At 43.7% G+C, this 22,636-nt stretch carries 31 protein-coding genes; 5 read left to right on the top strand and 26 right to left on the bottom strand.

Annotated elements, in window-relative coordinates; translation table 11 throughout:
- Positions 1–2 precede the first annotated feature (2 nt).
- From EAE91_RS17765 to EAE91_RS17670, 20 genes are all read right to left on the bottom strand, one after another.
- Positions 3–290, bottom strand: a complete 288-nt coding sequence (locus EAE91_RS17765; RefSeq protein WP_214089658.1) for a VpaChn25_0724 family phage protein — start codon at positions 288–290, stop codon at positions 3–5.
- 8 nt (positions 291–298) lie between these two features.
- Positions 299–601: a DUF2730 family protein gene (locus EAE91_RS17760; protein WP_214089632.1), complete on the bottom strand. Its 303-nt coding sequence runs from the start codon at positions 599–601 to the stop codon at positions 299–301.
- Positions 585–812: a TraR/DksA C4-type zinc finger protein gene (locus EAE91_RS17755; protein ID WP_214089631.1), complete on the bottom strand. Its 228-nt coding sequence runs from the start codon at positions 810–812 to the stop codon at positions 585–587. The genes EAE91_RS17760 and EAE91_RS17755 overlap by 17 nt, the downstream gene beginning before the upstream one ends.
- Positions 809–1,405: a hypothetical protein gene (locus tag EAE91_RS17750; protein ID WP_214089630.1), complete on the bottom strand. Its 597-nt coding sequence runs from the start codon at positions 1,403–1,405 to the stop codon at positions 809–811. The genes EAE91_RS17755 and EAE91_RS17750 overlap by 4 nt, the downstream gene beginning before the upstream one ends.
- Entirely contained in the window at positions 1,398–1,658 is a 261-nt protein-coding gene (locus tag EAE91_RS17745) for a hypothetical protein (protein ID WP_049581984.1), read from the bottom strand. Before EAE91_RS17745 ends, EAE91_RS17750 begins: the two co-directional genes overlap by 8 nt.
- Positions 1,652–1,909: a hypothetical protein gene (locus EAE91_RS17740; RefSeq protein ID WP_113049607.1), complete on the bottom strand. Its 258-nt coding sequence runs from the start codon at positions 1,907–1,909 to the stop codon at positions 1,652–1,654. Before EAE91_RS17740 ends, EAE91_RS17745 begins: the two co-directional genes overlap by 7 nt.
- On the bottom strand, positions 1,909–2,418 hold the full coding sequence (locus EAE91_RS17735; RefSeq protein WP_214089629.1) for a glycoside hydrolase family 108 protein: 510 nt from the start codon (positions 2,416–2,418) through the stop codon (positions 1,909–1,911). Before EAE91_RS17735 ends, EAE91_RS17740 begins: the two co-directional genes overlap by 1 nt.
- A 96-nt stretch (positions 2,419–2,514) precedes the next feature.
- Entirely contained in the window at positions 2,515–2,937 is a 423-nt protein-coding gene (locus EAE91_RS17730; RefSeq protein ID WP_214089628.1) for a Mor transcription activator family protein, read from the bottom strand.
- A gap of 10 nt (positions 2,938–2,947) precedes the next feature.
- Positions 2,948–3,412: a hypothetical protein gene (locus EAE91_RS17725; protein ID WP_214089627.1), complete on the bottom strand. Its 465-nt coding sequence runs from the start codon at positions 3,410–3,412 to the stop codon at positions 2,948–2,950.
- Position 3,413: 1 nt separating this feature from the next.
- Positions 3,414–3,923 (bottom strand): hypothetical protein, encoded by a 510-nt coding sequence (locus tag EAE91_RS17720; RefSeq protein WP_214089626.1) that lies wholly within the window; start codon positions 3,921–3,923, stop codon positions 3,414–3,416.
- Positions 3,920–4,444, bottom strand: coding sequence for a gp16 family protein (locus tag EAE91_RS17715; protein WP_214089625.1), 525 nt, complete (start codon positions 4,442–4,444; stop codon positions 3,920–3,922). The genes EAE91_RS17720 and EAE91_RS17715 overlap by 4 nt, the downstream gene beginning before the upstream one ends.
- The gene (locus tag EAE91_RS17710) at positions 4,437–4,787 is read right to left on the bottom strand and encodes a DUF4406 domain-containing protein (RefSeq protein ID WP_214089624.1); all 351 of its coding nucleotides are present in this window, start codon (positions 4,785–4,787) and stop codon (positions 4,437–4,439) included. Before EAE91_RS17710 ends, EAE91_RS17715 begins: the two co-directional genes overlap by 8 nt.
- Positions 4,784–5,212 (bottom strand): hypothetical protein, encoded by a 429-nt coding sequence (locus EAE91_RS17705; protein ID WP_214089623.1) that lies wholly within the window; start codon positions 5,210–5,212, stop codon positions 4,784–4,786. Before EAE91_RS17705 ends, EAE91_RS17710 begins: the two co-directional genes overlap by 4 nt.
- A gap of 86 nt (positions 5,213–5,298) precedes the next feature.
- Entirely contained in the window at positions 5,299–5,487 is a 189-nt protein-coding gene (locus EAE91_RS17700) for a hypothetical protein (protein WP_214089622.1), read from the bottom strand.
- Position 5,488: 1 nt separating this feature from the next.
- Positions 5,489–6,121: a DUF3164 family protein gene (locus EAE91_RS17695; protein WP_214089621.1), complete on the bottom strand. Its 633-nt coding sequence runs from the start codon at positions 6,119–6,121 to the stop codon at positions 5,489–5,491.
- Entirely contained in the window at positions 6,111–6,308 is a 198-nt protein-coding gene (locus EAE91_RS17690) for a hypothetical protein (RefSeq protein ID WP_036769232.1), read from the bottom strand. The genes EAE91_RS17695 and EAE91_RS17690 overlap by 11 nt, the downstream gene beginning before the upstream one ends.
- Positions 6,309–6,320: 12 nt before the next feature.
- Positions 6,321–6,581 carry a hypothetical protein gene (locus EAE91_RS17685; RefSeq protein ID WP_113049615.1) on the bottom strand — a complete coding sequence of 87 codons (261 nt, stop codon included), beginning with the start codon at positions 6,579–6,581 and terminating at the stop codon, positions 6,321–6,323.
- Positions 6,578–7,531, bottom strand: a complete 954-nt coding sequence (locus EAE91_RS17680; protein WP_113049616.1) for an AAA family ATPase — start codon at positions 7,529–7,531, stop codon at positions 6,578–6,580. Before EAE91_RS17680 ends, EAE91_RS17685 begins: the two co-directional genes overlap by 4 nt.
- 14 nt (positions 7,532–7,545) lie before the next feature.
- Positions 7,546–9,525 carry a transposase domain-containing protein gene (locus tag EAE91_RS17675; protein ID WP_214089620.1) on the bottom strand — a complete coding sequence of 660 codons (1,980 nt, stop codon included), beginning with the start codon at positions 9,523–9,525 and terminating at the stop codon, positions 7,546–7,548.
- Positions 9,526–9,545: 20 nt separating this feature from the next.
- On the bottom strand, positions 9,546–9,764 hold the full coding sequence (locus tag EAE91_RS17670) for a helix-turn-helix domain-containing protein (protein ID WP_036841422.1): 219 nt from the start codon (positions 9,762–9,764) through the stop codon (positions 9,546–9,548).
- Positions 9,765–9,911: 147 nt separating this feature from the next.
- Here EAE91_RS17670 and EAE91_RS17665 point away from each other — a divergent pair, with 147 nt between their 5' ends.
- Positions 9,912–10,544: a helix-turn-helix domain-containing protein gene (locus EAE91_RS17665; protein ID WP_214089619.1), complete on the top strand. Its 633-nt coding sequence runs from the start codon at positions 9,912–9,914 to the stop codon at positions 10,542–10,544.
- A 1,046-nt stretch (positions 10,545–11,590) separates the two neighbouring features.
- Positions 11,591–12,811, top strand: coding sequence for an MFS transporter (locus tag EAE91_RS17660; RefSeq protein ID WP_181147919.1), 1,221 nt, complete (start codon positions 11,591–11,593; stop codon positions 12,809–12,811).
- 59 nt (positions 12,812–12,870) lie between these two features.
- On the opposite strand, the gene EAE91_RS17655 is transcribed toward EAE91_RS17660, so the two are convergent.
- Complete coding sequence (locus EAE91_RS17655) at positions 12,871–13,155, bottom strand: hypothetical protein (protein ID WP_214089618.1); 285 nt, start codon at positions 13,153–13,155, stop codon at positions 12,871–12,873.
- On the opposite strand from EAE91_RS17655, the gene bioH reads away from it, so the two are divergent.
- Positions 13,155–13,931, top strand: a complete 777-nt coding sequence (bioH, locus tag EAE91_RS17650) for a pimeloyl-ACP methyl ester esterase BioH (RefSeq protein ID WP_214089617.1) — start codon at positions 13,155–13,157, stop codon at positions 13,929–13,931. The two genes, EAE91_RS17655 and bioH, sit on opposite strands and share 1 nt — an antisense overlap.
- Positions 13,932–14,078: 147 nt before the next feature.
- On the opposite strand, the gene EAE91_RS17645 is transcribed toward bioH, so the two are convergent.
- Positions 14,079–15,041, bottom strand: a complete 963-nt coding sequence (locus tag EAE91_RS17645) for an Abi family protein (RefSeq protein ID WP_214089616.1) — start codon at positions 15,039–15,041, stop codon at positions 14,079–14,081.
- A gap of 562 nt (positions 15,042–15,603) precedes the next feature.
- Between EAE91_RS17645 and EAE91_RS17640 the strand changes: the two genes are divergently transcribed.
- Together EAE91_RS17640 and EAE91_RS17635 are read left to right on the top strand one after the other, a co-directional pair.
- Positions 15,604–16,782 carry an MFS transporter gene (locus EAE91_RS17640; protein ID WP_214089615.1) on the top strand — a complete coding sequence of 393 codons (1,179 nt, stop codon included), beginning with the start codon at positions 15,604–15,606 and terminating at the stop codon, positions 16,780–16,782.
- Complete coding sequence (locus EAE91_RS17635; protein ID WP_214089614.1) at positions 16,766–17,035, top strand: hypothetical protein; 270 nt, start codon at positions 16,766–16,768, stop codon at positions 17,033–17,035. Before EAE91_RS17640 ends, EAE91_RS17635 begins: the two co-directional genes overlap by 17 nt.
- A gap of 19 nt (positions 17,036–17,054) precedes the next feature.
- Here the strand turns inward: EAE91_RS17635 and EAE91_RS17630 are convergent, their stop codons facing one another.
- From EAE91_RS17630 to EAE91_RS17615, 4 genes are all read right to left on the bottom strand, one after another.
- Positions 17,055–17,294 (bottom strand): FeoC-like transcriptional regulator, encoded by a 240-nt coding sequence (locus tag EAE91_RS17630; RefSeq protein ID WP_214089613.1) that lies wholly within the window; start codon positions 17,292–17,294, stop codon positions 17,055–17,057.
- A gap of 9 nt (positions 17,295–17,303) precedes the next feature.
- Positions 17,304–19,616: a Fe(2+) transporter permease subunit FeoB gene (gene feoB / locus EAE91_RS17625; protein WP_214089612.1), complete on the bottom strand. Its 2,313-nt coding sequence runs from the start codon at positions 19,614–19,616 to the stop codon at positions 17,304–17,306.
- Between the two features lie 52 nt (positions 19,617–19,668).
- Positions 19,669–19,902: a ferrous iron transporter A gene (feoA, locus tag EAE91_RS17620; protein ID WP_112879608.1), complete on the bottom strand. Its 234-nt coding sequence runs from the start codon at positions 19,900–19,902 to the stop codon at positions 19,669–19,671.
- Positions 19,903–20,163: 261 nt separating this feature from the next.
- Positions 20,164–22,488, bottom strand: a complete 2,325-nt coding sequence (locus EAE91_RS17615) for a Tex family protein (RefSeq protein ID WP_214089611.1) — start codon at positions 22,486–22,488, stop codon at positions 20,164–20,166.
- Positions 22,489–22,636 lie beyond the last annotated feature (148 nt).

Below are 22,636 nucleotides of genomic sequence, written 5' to 3'. Positions count from 1 at the left end.
GACTATCCCCTCGGCCGGGGGCGCTTCACACCCGGTACGGTACTGCGTCCCTCAGCAACATCTGCGCCACGCCCCGTTAAGGTCATGACCAGGCAACCGGCGACATCATTGACCGAAACCAGCGATTGCTCAGCCAGCCAGTGGCAATGTGATTTCACCACATCACGACTGACCCGATGACCGTAGGCATCAAGACAGGTCTGTAACACGGATTCATTGGCATCACCGCCACATTCAACCAGTGACCGTAAAATCACCAATCGCTGGTCGGTATTTAAGATTTCACGCATGGATGACATTAATTCTTTTCCTTTAATTCATTTTGTAATAACAAATCACTCATATGGCGCAACTGGCGTAGCTCCGGCAGTGCCGCTTTTAAATCACCGCGCAGATTTGCCATTTCTAACTGCAAAGCGTGTAATTCTTTCTGATTCGGCAAAGTGGATAATGAGCCTTCGAGCTGCCGAACCTGCACTTTAAGTAATTCAACATCATCACGTTTGGCGTAGGTTTTACTGAGCAACACAAGTACCACGTTAAAGGTGACCGTGACCGCCGCCCACACCATCGACCAGTTTTCTTTAAGAAATGCCAGCACCGAATTTTTTCTCCCATAATTCAAACTGTGTTTGGCAGTCAATACAGCGTTCAAACGCAGGATTAACGGCCAGCCGGGCGGGATCAATCACCTCGCCACAGTGACCGCAAATGCCGCTCCCTGTCTGAATCGGCCGCTCAACATGGGCTTTTAGGGCTAATTCGCGCGGGGATTGCTCTAACTCACATGCCCGGTCAATCAGTCTGCTCATTTTGTTTCTCCTGTTGTTGGGCCGCCCAGGCTTTGATTGCCAGCAGCTTTTGCTCCAGTTCCTGGCTCCATTGGCCGTACCGGCTGGCATGAGTCAGCAGCGCCTGTGGTTCCCCGGAACGCGGCATCGGCGGTTTCACGGGCAGTTGTAACAACTGGGGAGGAATGGCCGGGCAGGCTGAAATCACCAGGGGCGGCGTGGTGGTAACCGAACGCGGTTTGGTAGAGCCGCAACCCGTCAGGGCCAATGCCGGTGTAAGCACTCCCATCGCGACTAAGGGCATCAGGAATACTTTGTTCAATACGCTGTGTGGCTTGCGATAAGCGTGTGATAGCGGCGTATAAGTCATTTGACATCTTTTCATTTGCATGTTGCTGTGCCTGCTGTTTTTCAATCAAATCGCGCAGAGCGCCGGCGTTTAATTCGGCGGTGGCTTTTTGTGCCCGATAAAAAGACAGTTCCGCCTCTTGACGGTTTTCAATTTCCTGGTTGATTTGAGGCTGCAAACGTGATCCGGCCCACCTGTCCCCCAGCCAAATGCACAGCGAACCCCATACCACAATGAGCCAATAACGTTGGATAAGATTAATCACGAGCAAACACCTCGCGGTTTTCTGTCACATTGAGTTCTCTGTCACGCTTAATGGCGGCCTGTTTTGATGCCTGGGAATGGGTGACCCATGCGGCGAGGTAGCCGACGAACAGATATTCATCCATCTTGCCGGCGAGCGCACACCACAATAAAACGGCTGTGCTGGCAATAAATGCCCCGAATAAGGTGGTATCAGAGGTTGAGAGGCGACCGGTTGCCGGGTTGCTGATAAGCTGCTTTAAGTGCGCTAACATACCGGCCCCCTGTCGCGTTCAGCCCGCAATAAGCGGATATCTTGAGCAGAAACGGATTGCCAGCCCCGGCAAAATAGCGATTGATAAGTGGCGTTATAGCTATAAATTGGAATGTCGCTGATATCGTTGCCGGCCAATGCCTGCTGTAAACAACGTTCCCGCCCGGCTTCATAGATACTGAGATAGCGCGGGTTACGTAATTCAGCAATTTGTCTTTTTAATAAATGGTCTGAAATCGGCGGCGGCAGCATCACAACACCTCTAACACCGCAGGCGTCAGCTTATCCAGGCGGTTAAACCAGCCGTCAAGAAAGACTTTTTGTGTCGGGTTCACGGCAATAATACGGGCGTAAGCCAGTGCACGCCGATTCAGTAGTCGGATAAACAGATATTGCGGCGCAAAGGTTTCAACGGCATTCAGCGTGACAGGGCCGATAACGCCGTCATCCCGCACACCTGCTGCACGTTGTAATTGTTGTACAGCGGGCTTGATGCCGTGCTGAACGGCGGCATCAAACACCGCCAGCGAGATACCCGCCGGTAACTTATCGCAACCGGCTTTCAGCCAGAAATCCCGATAATAGATTTCAGTGGCATCGTCTTCGGTTAATGCGGCAATATTGAGGTGAGGGTAGCTGCGCTGACTGATACCAAATTTTGTCTGGCCGCCGGTGTCATGGAGGTTATTGACATAGCCGCCTTCCGCCGGCAATAAGTAATGGATAGCATGGATAAAAGAAACGCTGTAACTGTAAGTCATGATGGCTACCTGTTGATAATCGGTAGCTCATCATCATGTTTTAGGCGGGACAATTGGGTTTGTGGGAAGTCAAACAAACCCCATCAGAACAGGTGATTACTTGAAAAGCTCACCTTGATAACGTTTACGGTGGAGCGCTAATTGCTGACGCAGAATAGCATATACCGTCGAATGGGTAAGGTGATATTTTTTTGCTAACTGCACAACCTCACCACGTGAACAACTCCACTCATTAAATAACTGGTTATCACGTAATGCGATTTTCAATGTATCACCAGTAGGTAAATAAACAGCTCTGCCACCGTAGTAATGAGCTAATGCACCTGCCAGCTTACACGCCGCGAGTTCCGCTTTGTCTCTACTGGTATTTTGCCGTTGTAGCTCACAAGAAAACAGATCAACAATATCGGCCAATAGCTGCGGCCACCTTGTCTGTAACTCATCTGATGGGATGACATCCATTTGATCTAATAATTCACCAAGTTCTTTATGGTCGTGGTTGAAAAGTTCTAGGTTCATAGCTATCTCGTTATACAGATACAGGCTCAATAACACATGACAGTTCTAAGGGTTTTTTGATAGCAATAATCTTCCAACCATCGATAACCACTGTCTTAGTTTGAAACTTCTCCTGCCAATCTTTATCAGACCATAGCTGGTTTATAGCCTTGGTATTGGCAGTAGCGTTTTCATCCCAGTAACCCGCCTCAGGAATAATTTCCTTAGAAATTGATGCGCAACCTGAGGAAAACATATCTGAAATGGGTTTTGAAAAATGCGAATGAACCGCAACCCTATCACCCGATATTGTGACTTTCATTTTTTCGTTATGGTGGATTGTTAACTCAGTAATCCATGTATCATTCTTTTTATACCAATCAGTTACTTTTACCTGATACTGTGCACTAACCCTCATATATTCCATAACGGTATCTTTCGTGTTTGCTATTGCAGAAAGCGGCAATAGTAAGAAAATAAATAAAATATTTTTCATCTCATGTTTCCTCACCTTGACTTTTCAACCACTCTAAGCCGCCTGAAATCTTAGCAAGATCTATACCCAATTGCTGCATTTGTCTGAAATAAGCATCACGGCTATCAGAACCTGACACTTGTTGTTTCTCCCGTGCATTGATATTGCTGCTTTGGGCAATAATCTGTTCGGCTGACTGATAGACAGTTTTCAGGTAGTTGTGGTTTGATAACGGTTTCTTGTCTCCCTGTGCCCGTTTTTCACGGATACGTTCAACAGTTTCACTTAATGCGTGAGCCAATACCCGGCCGGGTTTGTAAAGTGCCAACACTTCCCCGGCCAGTTTTAATGCCCGGCTATTGGACAGGTTTTGTTTCTCACGGCGAAACAAGCCGATATAGGCCACCAAATGCCGGGCACAACTGCCCGGTAATTCAGACAGCATTTTTAATAACTGACGGCTGGCGTCATCTTCACATAACGCTTCTAAGTGCCAGTCAGAGTGGCAAATTGGGCAACGGGCTATTTTCATGATGATTTCCCCATATTAAAGGCGTGACATATCGCATCGTATCCCCGGCGTTCTGGCAGTGGTTGTTTGCGGACTGCCATGCCTTCTGTCATCAACCTGAGATGCCATTTTTTCAAACTCTCAATAACCGGATAAACCAGTGCGGGGGTTAGCCAGCCGACTTCTGCGACCCCGGCACCATTGATTTTAGTTGTTTGTCGCATCACAAATTTATTCAATGCTGACTCTGAACCATCATCAATAAACCCCTGCTGATGCATTGTGATCCAAATGGCCCGAATTTTGTTGATTTCCGCCGTACGTACACGGCCTTTAACATGCTGATGATTACGTTTAAAACGGCGTTTAAATCCCCGTTCAACAAACGCCGCGTACACTTGTTTTAATTCATAATGGGACATATCACTGCATGATGTTTTCCCGCCGGTTGCTGTCGCCAGAGCCGCGCGATAAGTGTCATCGTCAAGCTTAAGCGTCGTTTTGGCGATATGAATAAGACGAATGAGCTGTTGTTTATTCATCGTTCATTCTCCCACGCTGTTGGCGACTTCGTGCAACCGCAGTACGGAACGCTTCCCACGAGTTATACATAAACATCAAATTGTGCATTTTTGCGCAGTCAAACTCCATGACAGCGCCCTTGCTGCTTTCCCAGCCGTCGAGCAGATAAATGACATCAGCTTGTTCCAGCATTGCCAGTGACATATGCATATATTGATCATGCGTCAATCCATCAGGATGGACAGCAGGATTCAGAACAATCAGGTCCTGACTTTTTAGCATTTTTGCCACGGTATTAAATTCACCGCGGTTGAAGCCAGGTTTGCCTGTCATTGGGCCTGAAATAAAAACAACGGGTGTCATTGTGATATCTCCGATTTGTTAATCCACTCAAGCCCTGCAATCTTCTTGTATTGCCGGATTAATTGAACGGCGTTGATAAATCCAGGAGAAAGATAAGTGTGGGTTTTATAGATATATGGCAATTCTTTTTTCGCATGACGCTTACCCAACAACTTTTCTACTTCTGCAATTCTTGTTTTGCTATACAATGGCCTGGTAACCGTACGCCAAAATAATTCAGTTAATGGGTTATACATATCATGGCCTTTGTCACCCCATGCAAGGCACACCTTATTATTGAAATAAACAAATAATTGGCTCCTGTTCTCGCTGACTCTTTCCCTATTAACGCTAATGACAACGCCTTGATACTGAAAACTAACGTGGCAAAATAGACTTTTCAGCTCTTCTTCAATAGCTTTCCATCCGGGTTTATCAATATTCATTGTTGCTGTCCTCAATTTTGGCGTAAGCGCGCCCCTGGCGGGTTTACGCCATGTTTAAACCGTCTTTAATTTTGTGGTGTGTTAAATCACGCCGGAGTTAAATAATCTGTTCTGACAAAATAAGGTTCAGTACTAATTTCAACTACCGTGCAATTGGTTAAGTCTTTCGCTTTATCCACTGTCTTAACCGGCGTTCCACCACGTAATATTTTGTTGGGCTGGTAGATAAAACTGTTGCCAACACGATAACGTTGATTAAACTGTGTTGCTTTCATATCAAACCCCGGCGATATCCAACGGTATTGGTTTGTACTGGTCAGTATCCCCTACACGCTCATAAATTCGAATATAGGATTTACTGCCGATAACCTGCAAAGCTTCTCCGATGGCAATCATCGCCTTATTCCAACGCTCATCATCAATATCCAGCCGACGCAGCCCCAAAACACGGCCTGTATTAATGTCACCTTCCTTATCGGTAGAGAACGCCTGACTAATCAAGGCATGGATTTCAGGACGCGCCCCTTCCGTCCAGTCTGCAAGACATTCATCAATCAGGGATTTAGCCGCCTGCAAACGCTCATCAAAAGCAATACGGTCTTGCATCGCACGCTGAATTTTAAAACGGCCATCATAAGAGTAGAGTGTCACATTGCCTTTTTTCCCGCCTTTCGTGGCACCGTATTTCTCTGCTGACAAATCAACAAAAGCCTGGATATCAGCAAAAGCACGCAGCTTCAACTCAGCTAATGCCGAGTTAACCGTGATGGCCTGCTCAACGATTTCTCCGACTAAATTATCCCGTTCCAGGTCAATCGCTTTGATGATACTGACGGGCGTCAGTACGCCTTTCGCATCGACCCAATAACTCTCCGGTACCTGCTGTGTTGTGTATTGTTTAGTGGACATGCTGATTAACCTCCTGAGTGTGAAAACATAAATCGTATTGCTGCGCGAGGTGATGCTTAATCACCTGCACCAGCGCCATGACCTCTTGTTTTTCATTAGCTGTGTAGACAGCACCGCCTGACGCTTTAACGTCATGCATTAATTTCCCCTGATGAGTGGTAATGACAATTTCGATTTTAACAGCCATACATCCCCCTAATTAATGTAATGATTCAGACCAAAAGACCTGACAACCACAATGCATAAACATCCCCTGCCGATAATCACTATTGCGCCCCAGGTATCGGTAAGTGGCTTTGCCGTTACGAATTAACTGTTCGCAATGCGTATGGCGGGCAATTTGAATACGCGGCGCACTATCCCGTATCATGATACTCATCACAGTAAACCCCTGTGCTGTCAGCGCGGATACCGCATCACCCGCACGATTAAATACTGAAACCAGTGAATCCTTTGTCATAATGTCGCCCCCTCTAAATCTTTAACCGCGGCGCGGATATGTTTCTCAGAAAGTAGTTCGTTGTTGCCTTTGGCAAACATGGCTGCCAGTCGCAAAGTATGGGATACGGTACGCAGTGCGCCGGGACGTTCTGATAACTGCTGAACTAAAGCGCGTTCCTGCGGACCCAGCCCCCACGCCTCAGCGATGGCGATAACGTCATCTTTTTTGGTTTTCAAGATGGCGACTTTTTTCGCAATTCGGCTGAACAGTCGCGCAAAGTCCACACTGCGGGAACTGCCGCCGGTCAGACGGGCATAGACCTGATGATTGCCGACCAGCGCCAGACCAATCCCGGTTTCCTCCTGTAAAATCCGCAACTCTTCAAGCACCGGATAATCCAGATGGTCGGCCTCATCAATCACCAATAACCCCGACGTACCGCGTAATTTTCTGCGTACTGCCCGCCCCAGTTGACCCGCCCGGCGTGGCGCATCTCCCAGCCCCAGCTCCAGGGCAAGCTCGTACAGGCATTCGCTCAGGCTGGCACGGGAGGGTGATACGGTTATCAGCCACACGTTAGGGCGCTCAGCAACAAACTGTTGCAAGGCTTTGGTCTTACCCACGCCCGGACTGCCGTAAATCACACTGATGCATTGTGCCAGTTGGGCATATTGCAATGCACTCCAGATTTGCCGCACAGTCTTCGTCTGGACAAAATCCGGGGCTGCCGGCATTTCATTAGTGCGCTTGCTGCGGTTCTCCAGCCAGACAGATAATTGACTGGCCACTTTGCTGTTATCCCCCTTGTAGCTTTCATTCATAAACTGAGATAACGCGGTACTGGATATGCCACTTTCGCGGGCGACATTGCTGTAAGTCAGGCCGTCACTTTCAACAATGGTTCGGATAGCGGCACGAACGTCAGCCAGCTCTGTTTGTGTTTGAGTCAACGCTATAATATTGGTCATCGTATTCTCCTAAATTAAATCGTGTTTTTCTGCTGTTGCTCATGCAACTGCGCCACCGCATGTTCAAAGGCATAGTCATAATCGGTATCCGGCTCGGCCTGTTCATCCACCACCACCCGGCGCACGGTATTACCTACTGGATGATAGATTTCCACTACCCGACTTTCAGGCGGTGCTGGAGGAACGGTTTCCGGCATCAGTTCCGCGACTTCGAGGGCTGTCATGCGGCGCTGTGCAGCAGTGGCTTCTTTGGTGCGCTTAACAAACCGGGTCCGGTTACGGTCATGTTCACGAGCAGCCTGGGTATCCCCGAACCCGGATTTCTCAATGCACTGAGCTTCGCAAATAAACCGGCCATCCAGCGTGTAGCACAACACGGAGTCATGCAATGCCGCCGGGTCAAAACGAATAACAATTTTGTTAGGTTTAACCCCCAGTAACTGCTCGTGGTAGTACCGGTTTCGGCGTGACTGTATTTTGCCGCCGGCATTTAAAGTAAAGGTGCCATTGGTGACCGTGACCGCCTCAGCAGGCAGCAACAATAAATGACGTTGCTCCGCTGTTGCCTTACGTACTGTGCTTTCCTGATAGCTCTGTTCAAACGCATCATCAAACGACCATTTACCAAGGCACACCTCTGTATCTCGCCCTGGCCGACGGTTCCAAAAAGCGATCCCTTCTGCCAGCGCATTTAAAAAAGTTTCCGCATCGACTACCCGGTCACCATAATTATCGGGCTTTGCCATTGGGTTAGCCCCCGTGTAAGCACCCGCTAAAGCCGGATGCTTATCAACGACTTCACCCAGTCCCCCATGAGAGAACGCACGCTCTACTGGTTTTGCCTGGCCGTGTCCACGACCAAATAGCACGCTTGTCCAGTGCAACTGGATGCCCAGCAACGGGATGATACCTTTTGGATCATCTTCTTTAACTTTGAATCGATAGCGGTTCGGTACACCGCCCGTCATCCATTTGTTGGCCGCGGCTCGCGTGTTATCAATAGTGATGTGTTTTGGAATGCCGTATTGCTCAATCACATCAGCCAGTGCCAGGCGGATACTGTCGCTGTTCTCGGACACATCAGTCCGCCAGGCCAGAATCTTGCGGGTACGGATATCTTGCCAAATCCAGGTCTTGGGCCGGATAACCTCACCGTTAAACCACCTCACAAAAACGTTATGCTGATAACCGTCGCCGTTAATCCATTCCATCGCATCCAGTTCAAGCACAGTGCGTTCTTGCGCGGGATAAAGCCGCATTAATGCATGCTCGCCTTGTCGCAATAGCACCACTTGTTCGGCTGGTACTTCACGTTCAAGTTTCCGCCGCAGGGATGACAGACTCGGTATCGTCCAACCGTGCGCTGCCGCCGCTTCTTCCAGACGGGCATAGCAGGTCCGCAGTGCCGGTTGCTCTGGGCGTAAATAGTCAGCAAGCAAGAAATCCCAGGCCGCAGACGTACAATCAGCTTCTTTCTTCTTACGGGCTGACATACTGTGGCCATGTTTACCCACTAATGCCGCCAGCCAATCTGACCGGTCAAAGGGTTTCGCCTGGTAATACCAACGACGCACACTAGCAGAAGGAAGCTGTAGCGCGTCCGCAGCAGAATCAAAAGCGGTTAGGGTATCAATACCGGTATCAATCAAACCCGCCACGGCAATCACGGCCTCACACTTTTGGCGTGCTTTTTCACGCTGCTTATTGCTTGCGGCGTTAAATTGTTGCCAGAGTGATTCCCGGCAGTAGCTTTTTTGACGTTGTTTTATTTCAAACTGGCGATCGTTAATTTCTATCGTGCCTTGTTTTTTCAGTATTGCGGCACGGGCCACGGGCGGCAGGCAATTAATATGAAACTCAAATGCCTTAGAGCCTTCACGCTTACGGATCATCTCTGTTGTTGCATTTTTCTTTAAGCGGTTAGAAATGTTAAAAGGGGCTGTTGGTAAATTCGGTAGCCCGACACACTCTTGCGCTGTAACCCAAATATCCATCAGCTTCATACTCCCTGACATTATGAATTTTGATAACGACTCGGCCAGATAACAGCCGGATCAACACCGATTGCCTGAGCAATCAATCTTTCCCCCTTGGGCCAAGGGCGAACTAGAGCATTACGCAAAGTATCTTTTGCCAACCCCGCTTCAACAGACAACGCACGTAGATTTGTACCGCGTTTTTCCAATGCTGCGCGAATATCTGCGCGATGCCAGTCTTGCCTGTCTTGTTGCATTATGTGATCCTTAGTAGGTTTATCTGTCCCGATAAGCGTTAATGATTATCGGTGTGGATATAAATATATTCGCATAAAAACACGAAGTCAATACAATTGCGTATTTTTATGCGAGATGTGGTTTGATAACGAAAGGCAGCTAGTATCATGAGTAAAGAAGAAAAACATGTGCTTAATGACAAAAACACACCTCGTGTTTTTGTACGCGATGAAATAACACAGTTTAAGGACAGATTGAGGCAAGCTATGAGAGGTGAATCTGGCAATAGCTTTGCAAAGAGATGTGGAATATCAGAAGCAGCTCTGAGAACTTACCTGTCAGGTAAGACATATCCCGCTTTAGACAAATTGGTAGTTCTCGCGGAAAAATGCGAAGTGTCTATTGAGTGGCTAGCCATTGGAAAAAATTCCAAGGATGATGATATGCAAAACACCGTATATAAAGATACTCCTAAGCATGTCACTGAGGAGCAGGAAAAGGCATGGCTGGCATTTCTTTACAGAATGACAGCAGAAGAACGAGAAGCTGTCATTGACCGTGTTTTCAGGCAGGGTATCAATGTATTACTAACTCCACCTCAGATGGACATTCAGCAAGAGTCACAATTCCCCTGGCCGGAGGACCTGCCAGCTAAACTGGGAGTGTCTAACAACTCATTGGCGTTTGCTCAACTGTATGCATCTTTAACTGATGAACAACGACAGAGATTTTTGGAGTCTATTAATGACAAAGAACATGTCCCGGCAAACCACAACAAGATGAGCAGCAAAGCAGGTTAACATGGGCTAAAGTAGCCTATGTTTTAAAGCGTATTTAAAGATGTTTTAAATGACTGATAGTGTGCGTCCTAGTTTTATTAAAATAAGTGGCACAAAAGCGGCAACCACAAAAATTTTCTCATTTTAGTTAGTCTGCCCTGACGGGCAGGAATAAACTTATCACACTCACTCAACACCGCACCAGCGCTGAATTTACACCCGTGAATTCCCGTTTATTTTGACCAATTCCCTATTTCTTTTTGTTTCTCATTACTTGTGGTTCAATACAACGCTACAACTTACATCAAATGATCCAATGTTCTCGGTATAGTATGATTTAAAGCATAAAAACCGGTACAGGTTGTGATAAATCATAATTGAGTATAAGAATTTTAAATTGCTACAATGCAACTAGTTATATTGTATTAATCAATAAAAATGTATAGATCAGGAACTGCATACCGCACATTCTAATAACAATATTATTATAGATGATTAATGTAATTTTTTTATAAAATTTATTCATATTGTCGGAGATTGATGTTATTTTGAGTTTTTTGTTTTTAAATATCAGTAAGTTAGTGTTAAAATTATAATTTTGACTAAAAGTGCCTTTGATGATAACTATATTATAAAAAATAATAGTAATCATACTAATTTCTGAGTGAATGTGGCAAAAAAACAACACAAAAATGAATTAATATTATAATTAATTTTGATTTTGAATAATTTTCTTTAGAAATGGCTTGCAGATTCTACAATCACAAGTAATACTTTTCACTAGGTTTTATCTTGTACGTTGTATTCTTATTCAAAGGATATCAGCTGACAGTAACCGACGAGGAGTCATGAAGGGTGATTATTTTATTCATAATATTAAAGAAAATAAATAAAGATTGCTATCCTTAAAATCATTTCCATTTACTTTAAGGGTTTTTGGCAGTCTTGCCAATAATTAACAACAGATTTGTATGTTATTTTAGAGAGTCTTTATAGTATTCATAATGATAAAAATATATTATAGATCGTTATATGAAAATAAGCTAAGGGAGAATTTAATCAATACCATGAATTATAATATTAGTTTATTACATGTGTTTAAAAATGAGAAGACAATATCTTTTTTTCTCTTTTCGTCATTACTATTAACGATTGGTCGCGGTGTATCACTTCCTTATTTAGCTATATACTTATCTGTGGAGTTTAATTTTAGTCCTATCATTGTTGGATATATTATATCTTCATCCATGATATTCGGAATAATAACCAGCCTAGTTGGCGGCATGTTTGCTGATAATAAGAAATTCAAACTCCCTATTGTATCATCGCTTTTAACTTTTTTATTTTGTTTTTTAATTTTTCCATATTTTGAAAACATAATCCTTATTTCTTTTCTTCTGGCTTTTGTGAACTTAGCTTACTCATTATTTGAGGTGCTATTAAAGAGTTATTTCTCTGACTATTTACCACAAAGTATTAAGATAAGATTATTTTCTTTAAACTACACGTTTATTAACATAGGGTGGTCCGTTGGTCCATTAATTGGTGCATTACTTTCAGGTTATAATAATAGTTTCCCTTTCATATTATCTGGTCTTACTGCATTGCTCCCGATGATATTTATTATAATATACTATTCTTCATGTTTTCACTTATTACCTATATTATCACAGAAAAATAATAGATTACTGGCAGATACCCTAAGTAATATAAAGCCCTTGAAGAATTATTTGCTTTTTCTGATAACAATTTCATCAGTACTCGGGTCTTTTGTATATGGTAGTACCATTAGCTACTTATCTCAATATTTAATTGTTTCTACAAATAAGGAGTTTTCATATACAGCTATTGCTGCAATGATGGTAACAAATGCTATGGTTGTTATAGGATTTCAATATCATGTTGGAAAGTATATTAAAGATGGTTATATCGGAAGATGGCTGATGGGAGGAGTAATTTTTTTTATTCTCGGTATTTTGGGTTTTATCTATTCTGAACAGAACTTGATTTATTGGATAATTGCAATATTTTCTTTTTCGTTGGGAGAGATAATTTTTATTCCTGTCCTTTACGCGCTTACTGACAGTATAGCACCTGAGGGGTTAAGGGGGCATTACTTCGCAATACAAAACCTAGGCAGTTTGGGTGCAGCTGTCAGTCCTGTTCTGATGGGATATTTAATTTCATATTATAAATCCCCTTATATTTTTCTCATTCTTATCGTCGCAATTTCCTTTTCTTATCTTATGCTTCTAGTTGTAAAGCGTGCCTATATAAAACAGTGGTAATTATTTTTCATTTTACACTTTCTTTGACTTGAATTTTTTAATCTATTCTCTAGTGATATTTATAGCGACGAATTAGGCCGCTCAGTGGTGGGCAATAGTCGGTAATCGCTATCATATTCTCCCATAGAGGCGGTTTTTTGAGGCAGCGTCCACAAGGCAGTGAAGGGAGTTCTGAGGGCAGAGCGCAGCACGGGCACATGTTTGTCAAACGTTTCAACCGCTTGTTGCAAAGGCTGCATATTCCATGATGCGGCAACCAAAGAGACTGATGGCATAGCCAACAGTACCCAACCGTTGTTAGCATAGATTTCTTCCTTGATGGCAAATAAAGTTGAGAATAACAATGGCTGATCTGTTTTGGCAGACTTCTGATGAAGGTTCGCGTGATCTTGTGTTGCTGCACGGATGGGGGCTGAATGCGGAAGTTTGGCGTTCCATTGAAATGCGATGTGCTCCGCATTTTCGTTTGCATTTGGTGGACTTACCCGGTTATGGCCGTAGCCAGAAATATGGCCCGATGAATCTTGCTGACATGGCGGATGAAGTTTGGCGATATGCGCCGGAAAATGCGTTATGGCTAGGTTGGTCGTTGGGAGGTCTGGTTGCCAGCCGGATCGCGCTTGACCATCAGGATAAAGTTGCCGGATTAATTACCGTGGCTTCTTCACCACATTTCAGCGCAGAAAGTGACTGGCCGGGGATTAAGCCGGAAGTTTTGCGCGATTTCGAACATCAGCTTAGTGAAGATTTCCAGCGCACAGTTGAGCGTTTTCTTGCGTTACAGACATTGGGTACTGACAGCGCCCGTCAAGATGCGCGATTACTGAAATCTGTTGTGCTGGCGCAGCCGATGCCTTCTGTTGAAGTGCTGCATGTTGGCTTGGAAATTTTGCGTACCGAAGATTTAAGGCAGCCTTTGACTGAGCTTGCCATACCGTTCTTGCGGATTTACGGTTATCTGGATGGGTTGGTGCCAAGAAAAATCCTCAACATTCTTGATGAAAAGTGGCCGCGTTCAGTTTCAGCCATGATGCGCCATGCCGCTCATGCGCCTTTTATTTCTCATCCAGATGAGTTTGTTGGGTTATTGACTGATTTTGTTAGTAGAGAAGCATTGTAAGGTCGATGAGATCACAGATTTTTATTGGCATGGTTTGGAAAAGTAAAGCATCCGCCGCGTGAATGCGGCGGCTCGATATTAGTTCTTCTGACGATTAGATAAATCATAGGGATTCAATTTGTTACTAAGAAAGGCAAATTCTACCTTTTAATTCCATATATTTTCCTTGTCCCATCCTGTGGGAATTCCCATTGAATGAGTTAAAATATTTATATAACTGTATTTGTTTATAAGATTTTTAAATTCAACTTCGAATTTTTCTGATGGGCTTATCAAAGTTTTAGACATTATTTTTAAAACAATCAATGTAGTATAGATTTTATTTTTCATTGTTGGACTGATTGTTATTCTGGTTCCAACAATATTATTATTGTTATCTACGAACCCTGATGGCAAACGATAATTGCTATTCCAAGTCCTGGAACTATGCGAAGATTTGTTTCTTAATTCCTTTAGTGCGTAAAGCCACGATTTTACTTCTTTAAATGTATTGGCTCCCATAGCTGTTGCAAAATCATTGAGATGATTTTTTCCTGAGGATGTGAATTTTGTCGTGTCTAAAGCAGCAATCAATTTCATCATTGAATCAAAAGACATTAATTCTATAGCTATCCAAAATGGAGGATTTTGCCTATAAGATTCCTTTGTGCTTGTATAGTTATTTTTATAGTAAACAGCGAATTCCTGAGTAGATTTTTCCATGAGCGCTTTTATTTTCATTCTTTCTTGATATGGTGCTTTATTTGGTGTGAATACATCATCGCTGAGATACCAAAAAGGGTCGTTTAGATATTTTGTTATTACTTGGTCAAGAATACTCTTTGCTTTAACTTCTATTCTTAATATGTATTTGTTACATAGTTCTCTTAATTCACAGTCAAACAAATATAAGTCAAAGCCATTTTTAAATTCAGTGCCGGGTAAATATTCTTTAGTTGAATGATTTAAATAAGGATATAAGTATGATTTGAATCTATACCAATTAATTAGGGATAGCGCTTTCTCAGCAAAGACTTTATTAAAAGGATGAGTAAATAAAACACCTTTATCTTCAAGATGAATATTTACCAGCTCTGCTGGAGTTAAAAAAGGCTTGTTATAAACAGACATTTAATAGAATCTCATATGATTAGTGTTGAGAAAGTGTTACTAACAAAATAACTCTACTAAGTTTTTTCTGTACATGAGAAAAACCCGCTGATCTCGTCGGTGGATTGACGCTATCGCGGGTGTTGATATCCACAATGTATAGTATCTTTTAGCAAGGTCAAGTGATGACCACCTCACATTGAATTGATTATTTTTTTAATTATTCAATGTCCTCCAGCGATCCGATAAACCGCCGTATCACATTTCTGTACTAAATACACATACTAAATAAAAGCAAAGCAGGCAACGTGATTAATACGAGAAAATATTATTCAATCTTTTATGTGGTATGTATATGTATTTAAATGATTTTTAAAGGCAATGATGAAGATATTAGGCGGTTAAAAAACATGAGTTGTTTCACAATAATAAAATTTTCACTTTAACACCTAATTTACATGGATAAAGATTGTTGCTTATATTTAAATTTCCTCACTGGAAATAAGTAAATATCAACCTAAAGTTTAAAAAGGAGACATTATGGACTATCAACTTCTGGCTAGCCTCATGTAGGTGATAACCAATGAAAAAATACATTAGTATAGGTGTACATGAACTTGATACTTATCTTGATTACGCTATTTTAAGCATCATAGCTATATATAGCCTGCATGCTACTCCATCCGAAATGGGGATATTGGGTGCTTGCTTCGCTATTCCATTTCTAGTGGCCAGTGGATTATTCGGCAAGCTGTTTGACAACGGAAATGTATTAAATTGGAGGACATTGCTGTTCTTTATTAATGGCATTGTCATGCCTTTTTTATCTGTAGCTGATCCAATTATATTTCTTTATATCATTACATTAATCAAAACAACCTGTCGATGTGGGCTTGGAATATCAAACACAAAATTGAATGTAGATGATAATGAGTCTCAACGATTTTATGAAATTTATGGATATATCATCAACTTTAGCAGAATAGTCATTCCCTTGTTTGTTGTATATTTAAACACGAATTATGGATTATGGTTTGTCCTGTTATTATCAATGACATTTAACCTAGTCGGTATGTTGACATCATACTTTGATAATACTTGTAGGCTTGATGCAAATGAAGGTATAAATCCTACTGCTGTAGAACGTTTCTCATTCATACAGCAATTGAAAAACAAACCGGATTTATATTTACTTGTTTCGGCTTATACTTTGTCAAACTTAGCCTTTTTTCTTAGTAACGATATGCTCGGTATCTTCTTCGAGAGGATTGGGCAAAATGAAAGTAGCATAGGCTACATAATTTCACTTCTCGGGGTCGGTGGCATAGTAGGAACACGAGTTTCTGGTTGGTTACTTAAAAAGTTGTCAGCCAAGAATGTCCTGTTATTCTCCGTTATGACTAATTTTGTAGCTTTTTGGGGATTTGGTTTTTTAGACGCAAAAACACATCATTATGCCACATACTATTTGTTAGTTTTCCTTGTTGGTATGGCCTCTGGTGTCACATTTTTCGCAATTAGATACGGTGTAAGAAATATCATTGGTTTTGAACACGTAGGGAAAGCGACTGGAGATATACAGAAAATTTCATCTGTAGTGGCAATTTTGATGCCGGTTATTGGTGGGTATACTGCAAAACTCATTTCTATCGAGTTTACTTTCAAATTAACAAGCATTCTGCTTGCGGTGATATTCCTGTATTTTTTATTTAAAAAGCATAAATTAACTGGGGAAAGGAATAAATATGTACAATCCAAATGAGCTTAGCAAGATTGATTTTATCAATGCAAAACATTATGGCTTGTACCTGAAAGGAAAAACCAAGCAAACATGGGATAGCAATCTGAATTGGAATTTGGCCGGGAGAGATTTGATCCCTGAGAATTTAAAGACAGAAGTCGATGCTGCCTTTGAGAAATTAGTGGCGGGTGAATCACAATTTTTATCTCGTCAAAAAGCAAAATTGCGAATGGAAGAAAAGAAAGCCGCAATAAGAGCTAAACGAAACGCATAACACCAATATAATTAAATGATTAACATCCCCCAACGATCCGATAAACCGCTGTATCACATTTCTGTGTTTCTGGGCATTGTTTGCAACTGCCGCTTAGGCAGGCAGTTGCATTGATTTTTTCCAATTTGCCCATTACGGTGAGTTGTTCAAGCATCGCTTCTACCATCGATAATGAAGCAGAAAGCTGGTGGCTCAACAACTTAGCATCTGCCCGCCCATTCAGAGCGACTGCATCCCTTACTTGTAATAGGCTAATCATTTTCAATTCCTAGTGACAGTTTCCACTGGAGCAGTGGCAGCTATTTCCCGGGTTGCTGATTAACTTCATCGTCACACGGCTGCGTGCCTGGCGCAGGAAGTAGAACACCAGTGCGTTAAATGTAACGACGGTCAGAATGATAATCAGGCTGCTTTGTGAATGTTGTGAGAAAGTCACCATCTGGTAGAACAGAGCTGAAATTGAATAAGCCACGTTCAATCCCCACAGAATGGAGAATGTCATCCAACCACGGCTTGTTTCACGAGCGATCGCGCCCATCACCGAAACACAAGGTACATATAACAGCACAAAGATCAGATAACTGTAAGCTGAAATAGCGGAGCCAAATTTGGCACTCATTGTTCCCATAGTACCGCCATCCATCTCACCGTCACCTTTGCTGGCTTCGATTGGGTTGGACAGCACGCTCAGAGTAAAGGTATCTTTCAAACTATCCCAGGTTTCACCAATTGCATCTTTCAGTTCATCAAGCAGGTTGAACTCATTTGCATTAAACGGCTCATTAGTAATGCTTTCTGCGGTATACAGGGTATTGAGTGTCCCAACAACCACTTCTTTTGCCATTGCTCCGGTTATCAGACCTACAGTTGCCTGCCAGTTATCTGAGTGAACGCCAATTGGCTGTAATACTGGCGTAATAATCTTGCTGACCGAAGCCAGAGCGGATTGGTTGATGCTATCTACCGCTTTACCAGAAAATGAGAAGCTGTTAAGAGCGCCGATGAACATACTGGCGATAACGATCACTTTACCGGCACGGATAACAAAACCTTTCAGGCGTTGCCAGGTTTGCAGAAGCAGAGTTTTTAGATGCGGAATGTGGTAAACCGGGAGCTCCATAATGAATGGTGAAGCTTCGCCGCGCATAATGGTGTATTTCAACATCAGGCCAGTCAGAATAGCGACGACAATACCCAATATATAAAGGGAAAAAACAAAAGTTGCCCCATTTTTGCCAAAGAATGCGGCGGCAAATACGGCAAAGATGGCTAATCGTGCACCGCAAGACATAAAGGGTGCCATCATAATCGTGATCAAGCGTTCACGCGGAGCGTCTAGCGTTCTTGCCCCCATAATGGATGGGACGTTACAGCCGAAGCCAACGATCAACGGGACAAATGATTTACCCGGCAGCCCGAGAACTTGCATCAGACGATCCATGACAAATGCAGCCCGCGCCATGTAGCCAGAGTCCTCAAGGAAAGAGAGGAATAAATACATCATGCCGATTTGTGGTACCAGCGGCAAAACTGTGTTGATACCACCACCGATACCTTGCGCGAGGAAAATCGTCAGCCATTCTGGAAAACTTAAGGTATGCCCAAGCCATTGCACCCCATGAATGAAAATAGCGACAGAACCACTGTCAAAGATAGGTTGTAGCGCCCCACCGATATTAATTGCCAGCACGAACATTAAATACATAACCGCCAGAAAAATAGGTACGCCTAACCAACGATTAAGGATAATTTTATCGATTGCTTGGGTGAGTTTATTTGGCATGGCTTTTTGGGTATCAATCACGGCCATGCACAATGTATTGATGCTTTGATAGCGCGCATCGGCAATCAACAGTTCGGGCTCGTCATATTGCTGTTGTTGCAAGCGTTCCTTGGATGCAGTCAGCATTGAGGTAGCAAGGCCGGAACGTTCCAGGCTGTAAATATCCCCTTCAAGCATTTGAAGCGCTAACCAACGGCGTTGTTGAGCATGAAAATTGTCTGAAATTACATCAGATAACGTCTCAACTTCTTGCAACAGGCAGTCAGGGTAGTGAATTAGTGACTGCACGGAATTCTGCTGATGGCGGTCAATTGCTTGTTTTAGCTCATTCAGGCCGGTTGCTCGGGTCGAAACCATTGGAATGACTGGACAGCCAAGGCGTTGCTCCAGTTCGGCAATATTAATTTGGATATGCTGACTGTCAGCGATATCCAGCATATTGAGCGCAACGATGCAGGGAATGCCTAATTCCAACAGTTGTAACGTCAGGTAGAGATTTCGCTCAAGGTTAGCAGCATCTACGACGTTAATCAGCATGTCAGCATCACCACTCAGGATATAGTGGCAGGCTATCTGCTCATCCAGTGATGTTTGTTCAGAAATTGTGGTTAGAGAGTAGGTTCCCGGTAGGTCAACTAACTCAATTTTGTGTTCCGCGGTGGTAAAACGGCCAACTTTTCGTTCTACTGTAACGCCAGCCCAGTTGCCTACACGTTGTCGGGAGCCAGTAAGTTGGTTAAATAATGTCGTTTTGCCGGCATTGGGGTTGCCAATTAAGCCAATGGTCAGTGCTTTCATGTTTTTGGTGCCAGATTAAATTAAGAGTAACTGTTTCGTTGCTTGCAACGGATTATGCGTTGCATTGAACGCTGTCTAATGTGAGAAATTCCAAATCTTTTTTTCTCAGGATTAGGCTGACTCTGCGAGTCTCAATTTGTATCGGATCACCTAAAGGTGCTAAGCGGACAACATGAAAAGAAGAACCGGGCAACATACCTAATGACAGCAATTTCTGTCGGTAAGCCGGGCTGATCTTCGGAGAAAAACCAATGATCTTGTAGCTATGGTCTGGAAGAAGTTGCATATGACCTTCCGGGATATGTGATAAGTAAAGTAATACCGAGAATTAGTTGCACTCATTCATTATGAAGTGTAATTTTTAATCCAATTCATACTAATTGCAAATAAAAATAATAACCATCATTAATTTCAATGTTAATCGTATTTTCATTGTTGGTGTTAATTTGATCACTTAGTCACTCAAGTTGACATGAATCTTCTTTCTGATAGAAACGGTGAAATGTGCACTGCCGAAGCAGTGCACCTGTTTACGGCGATGGGAATTTTAACGTTTTTTTCCGAATGCGGCGGCTAGTGCATCACTCATAGCACTGTTTCCGGCTGAGGTAGAAGAACGGGAAGCATTACGGTTTCTGTCATTACGTTCAGGGCGGCGGTCAGTTTGCGTATTGTTACTGCGACGTGATTGGGTTTCTCCCGGTTGCTCATCAAGGCGCATGGTTAGAGCGATACGCTTACGGTTCAGATCAACTTCCAGCACTTTGACTTTAACGATATCACCCGCTTTTACCACGGTGTGAGGATCTTCTACAAAGCGATCGGACAGCGAAGAGATATGAACTAAACCATCTTGATGAACGCCGATATCGACAAATGCGCCAAAATTAGTCACGTTAGTGACCGCCCCTTCCAGCACCATTCCCGGACGCAGATCATTCATGGTTTCCACTCCTTCTGCGAAAGTCGCAGTTTTAAACTCTGGACGTGGATCGCGGCCAGGTTTTTCCAGCTCTTTCAAAATATCGGTAACGGTTGGAACACCAAATTGTTCGGTGGTGAAATTCTGAGGTTGCAATCCACGCAGTGAAGCAGGGTTACCCATCAATTCTTGGAGTTTCTGCTCAGTAGCCGCCAAAATTTTTTCAACTACCGGGTAAGCTTCTGGATGAACGGTCGATGCATCCAGCGGGTTATCACCATGATTAATCCGCAAGAATCCAGCACATTGCTCAAAAGCCTTTGGTCCGAGGCGATTGACTTTCAGTAATTGTGTACGGTTATTGAAACGGCCATTCTCATCACGCCAGTTGACGACGTTCTGGGCAATCATACGGGTTAATCCGGCAACTCGGGTTAGCAGTGGAACAGAAGCGGTATTGAGATCCACTCCGACGGCGTTTACACAATCCTCAACGACGGCATCCAGTTTTTTGGCAAGCTGAGTCTGGCTGACATCATGTTGATATTGACCTACGCCGATGGATTTTGGATCGATTTTCACTAATTCGGCGAGAGGATCTTGCAAGCGGCGGGCGATAGAGACTGCACCGCGTAGTGAAACATCCAGATCGGGAAATTCTTGTGCTGCCAGTTCAGAAGCAGAATAAACTGATGCTCCTGCCTCACTGACAATCACTTTTTGGGCTTTTATCTCTGGGAACTGTTTTTGCACATCCGCGAAGAAACGTTCTGTTTCACGGGAAGCCGTTCCGTTACCGATAGCGACCAGTTCTACTTGATGTTTGATACACAATGCTGCCACGCTTGCAGCGGCTTTAGCCGCTTGCCCGGTGTGTGGATAGATGGTGTCTGTGGCAATCAGTTTGCCGGTCGCATCGATAACGGCCACTTTGACTCCGGTACGCAGACCGGGATCGAGCCCCATTGTTGCACGCATGCCCGCAGGTGCGGCCATCAATAGATCTTGCAGGTTGCGGGCGAATACTTTGATGGCTTCATCTTCCGCTTTCTCACGCAAGGTACTCATCAATTCAGTTTCAAGATGTAGCAATACCTTGACGCGCCAAGTCCAATTCACCACGGCTTTGCGCCAGCTATCTGCCGGTGCATTGTTCAAGCGCAGATTAAGATGTTGAGTAATAATCTGTTCGCCGTAACTCTCTTTCGGTGGCTCATCAAACTGGGGATCAGCATTTAGGGAAAGTTGCAGTACGCCTTCATTACGACCACGGAACATAGCCAATGCTCGGTGAGAAGGGACTTGTGCGATAGGTTCATGGTGATCAAAATAGTCGCGGAATTTAGCGCCTTCCTCTTCTTTTCCTGTAACGACTTTAGCGACCAGATGGGCATTTTTCCATAGATAGTCACGTACTTTTGCCAATAATGCTGCATCTTCGGCAAAACGTTCCATCAGGATATAACGCGCACCATCCAGTGCGGCTTTGGTATCAGCGACACCTTTATCAGGATCAATAAAAGTAGTAGCAACCTGCTCCGGTTCTTGCTGTGGATCTTGCCACAAGGAGTCCGCTAGCGGTTCAAGGCCCGCTTCAATAGCGATTTGTCCACGGGTACGACGCTTCGGTTTATATGGCAGATAAAGATCTTCCAGCTCTGTTTTGCTCTGGGTGCCATTAATTGCTTCGGTCAGTTCTGGGGTTAGCTTACCTTGCTCGTCAATGGATTTAAGAATGGTTTGGCGACGGTCCGACAGTTCGCGTAGATAACTAAGGCGGGTCTCAAGTTGGCGAAGTTGGGTGTCATCCAGACCGCCGGTGACCTCTTTACGATATCGTGCAATAAAAGGGACAGTATTCCCTTCATCAAGCAGGCTAATCGCTGAAAGTACTTGTTGTGGCTGCGCCTGTAGCTCACTTGCAATAATTTGGCTCAGAGATTCATTCATGTTCTGTTTTCTTCTGGTGGGTAAATTTCAAATATTCACAAAACCTCCTTTATACGTTTTGCGAGAAATAATTTCCAGTTTACGTTTAATCTTATTCTGACGAGTTACGATATCATTCAACGAATTTGTTGCCGATTACGCTATAACG

Source organism: Photorhabdus noenieputensis (assembly GCF_018448935.1).
Taxonomy (GTDB): Bacteria; Pseudomonadota; Gammaproteobacteria; order Enterobacterales; family Enterobacteriaceae; genus Photorhabdus; species Photorhabdus noenieputensis.
The sequence above is the reverse complement of the archived record's forward strand: the minus strand, read 5'-3'. Positions and strand labels throughout refer to the sequence as shown.

What these genes read in the sequence shown, in the direction of transcription:
- EAE91_RS17765 (WP_214089658.1), bottom strand. Translation starts at nt 290, where the DNA reads ATGCGTGAAATCTTAAATACCGACCAGCGATTGGTGATTTTACGGTCA.
- EAE91_RS17755 (WP_214089631.1), bottom strand. Translation starts at nt 812, where the DNA reads ATGAGCAGACTGATTGACCGGGCATGTGAGTTAGAGCAATCCCCGCGC.
- EAE91_RS17745 (WP_049581984.1), bottom strand. Translation starts at nt 1,658, where the DNA reads ATGTTAGCGCACTTAAAGCAGCTTATCAGCAACCCGGCAACCGGTCGC.
- EAE91_RS17740 (WP_113049607.1), bottom strand. Translation starts at nt 1,909, where the DNA reads ATGCTGCCGCCGCCGATTTCAGACCATTTATTAAAAAGACAAATTGCT.
- EAE91_RS17735 (WP_214089629.1), bottom strand. Translation starts at nt 2,418, where the DNA reads ATGACTTACAGTTACAGCGTTTCTTTTATCCATGCTATCCATTACTTA.
- EAE91_RS17730 (WP_214089628.1), bottom strand. Translation starts at nt 2,937, where the DNA reads ATGAACCTAGAACTTTTCAACCACGACCATAAAGAACTTGGTGAATTA.
- EAE91_RS17725 (WP_214089627.1), bottom strand. Translation starts at nt 3,412, where the DNA reads ATGAAAAATATTTTATTTATTTTCTTACTATTGCCGCTTTCTGCAATA.
- EAE91_RS17720 (WP_214089626.1), bottom strand. Translation starts at nt 3,923, where the DNA reads ATGAAAATAGCCCGTTGCCCAATTTGCCACTCTGACTGGCACTTAGAA.
- EAE91_RS17715 (WP_214089625.1), bottom strand. Translation starts at nt 4,444, where the DNA reads ATGAATAAACAACAGCTCATTCGTCTTATTCATATCGCCAAAACGACG.
- EAE91_RS17710 (WP_214089624.1), bottom strand. Translation starts at nt 4,787, where the DNA reads ATGACACCCGTTGTTTTTATTTCAGGCCCAATGACAGGCAAACCTGGC.
- EAE91_RS17705 (WP_214089623.1), bottom strand. Translation starts at nt 5,212, where the DNA reads ATGAATATTGATAAACCCGGATGGAAAGCTATTGAAGAAGAGCTGAAA.
- EAE91_RS17700 (WP_214089622.1), bottom strand. Translation starts at nt 5,487, where the DNA reads ATGAAAGCAACACAGTTTAATCAACGTTATCGTGTTGGCAACAGTTTT.
- EAE91_RS17695 (WP_214089621.1), bottom strand. Translation starts at nt 6,121, where the DNA reads ATGTCCACTAAACAATACACAACACAGCAGGTACCGGAGAGTTATTGG.
- EAE91_RS17690 (WP_036769232.1), bottom strand. Translation starts at nt 6,308, where the DNA reads ATGGCTGTTAAAATCGAAATTGTCATTACCACTCATCAGGGGAAATTA.
- EAE91_RS17685 (WP_113049615.1), bottom strand. Translation starts at nt 6,581, where the DNA reads ATGACAAAGGATTCACTGGTTTCAGTATTTAATCGTGCGGGTGATGCG.
- EAE91_RS17680 (WP_113049616.1), bottom strand. Translation starts at nt 7,531, where the DNA reads ATGACCAATATTATAGCGTTGACTCAAACACAAACAGAGCTGGCTGAC.
- EAE91_RS17675 (WP_214089620.1), bottom strand. Translation starts at nt 9,525, where the DNA reads ATGGATATTTGGGTTACAGCGCAAGAGTGTGTCGGGCTACCGAATTTA.
- EAE91_RS17670 (WP_036841422.1), bottom strand. Translation starts at nt 9,764, where the DNA reads ATGCAACAAGACAGGCAAGACTGGCATCGCGCAGATATTCGCGCAGCA.
- EAE91_RS17665 (WP_214089619.1), top strand. Translation starts at nt 9,912, where the DNA reads ATGAGTAAAGAAGAAAAACATGTGCTTAATGACAAAAACACACCTCGT.
- EAE91_RS17660 (WP_181147919.1), top strand. Translation starts at nt 11,591, where the DNA reads ATGAATTATAATATTAGTTTATTACATGTGTTTAAAAATGAGAAGACA.
- bioH (WP_214089617.1), top strand. Translation starts at nt 13,155, where the DNA reads ATGGCTGATCTGTTTTGGCAGACTTCTGATGAAGGTTCGCGTGATCTT.
- EAE91_RS17645 (WP_214089616.1), bottom strand. Translation starts at nt 15,041, where the DNA reads ATGTCTGTTTATAACAAGCCTTTTTTAACTCCAGCAGAGCTGGTAAAT.
- EAE91_RS17640 (WP_214089615.1), top strand. Translation starts at nt 15,604, where the DNA reads ATGAAAAAATACATTAGTATAGGTGTACATGAACTTGATACTTATCTT.
- EAE91_RS17635 (WP_214089614.1), top strand. Translation starts at nt 16,766, where the DNA reads ATGTACAATCCAAATGAGCTTAGCAAGATTGATTTTATCAATGCAAAA.
- EAE91_RS17630 (WP_214089613.1), bottom strand. Translation starts at nt 17,294, where the DNA reads ATGATTAGCCTATTACAAGTAAGGGATGCAGTCGCTCTGAATGGGCGG.
- feoB (WP_214089612.1), bottom strand. Translation starts at nt 19,616, where the DNA reads ATGAAAGCACTGACCATTGGCTTAATTGGCAACCCCAATGCCGGCAAA.
- feoA (WP_112879608.1), bottom strand. Translation starts at nt 19,902, where the DNA reads ATGCAACTTCTTCCAGACCATAGCTACAAGATCATTGGTTTTTCTCCG.
- EAE91_RS17615 (WP_214089611.1), bottom strand. Translation starts at nt 22,488, where the DNA reads ATGAATGAATCTCTGAGCCAAATTATTGCAAGTGAGCTACAGGCGCAG.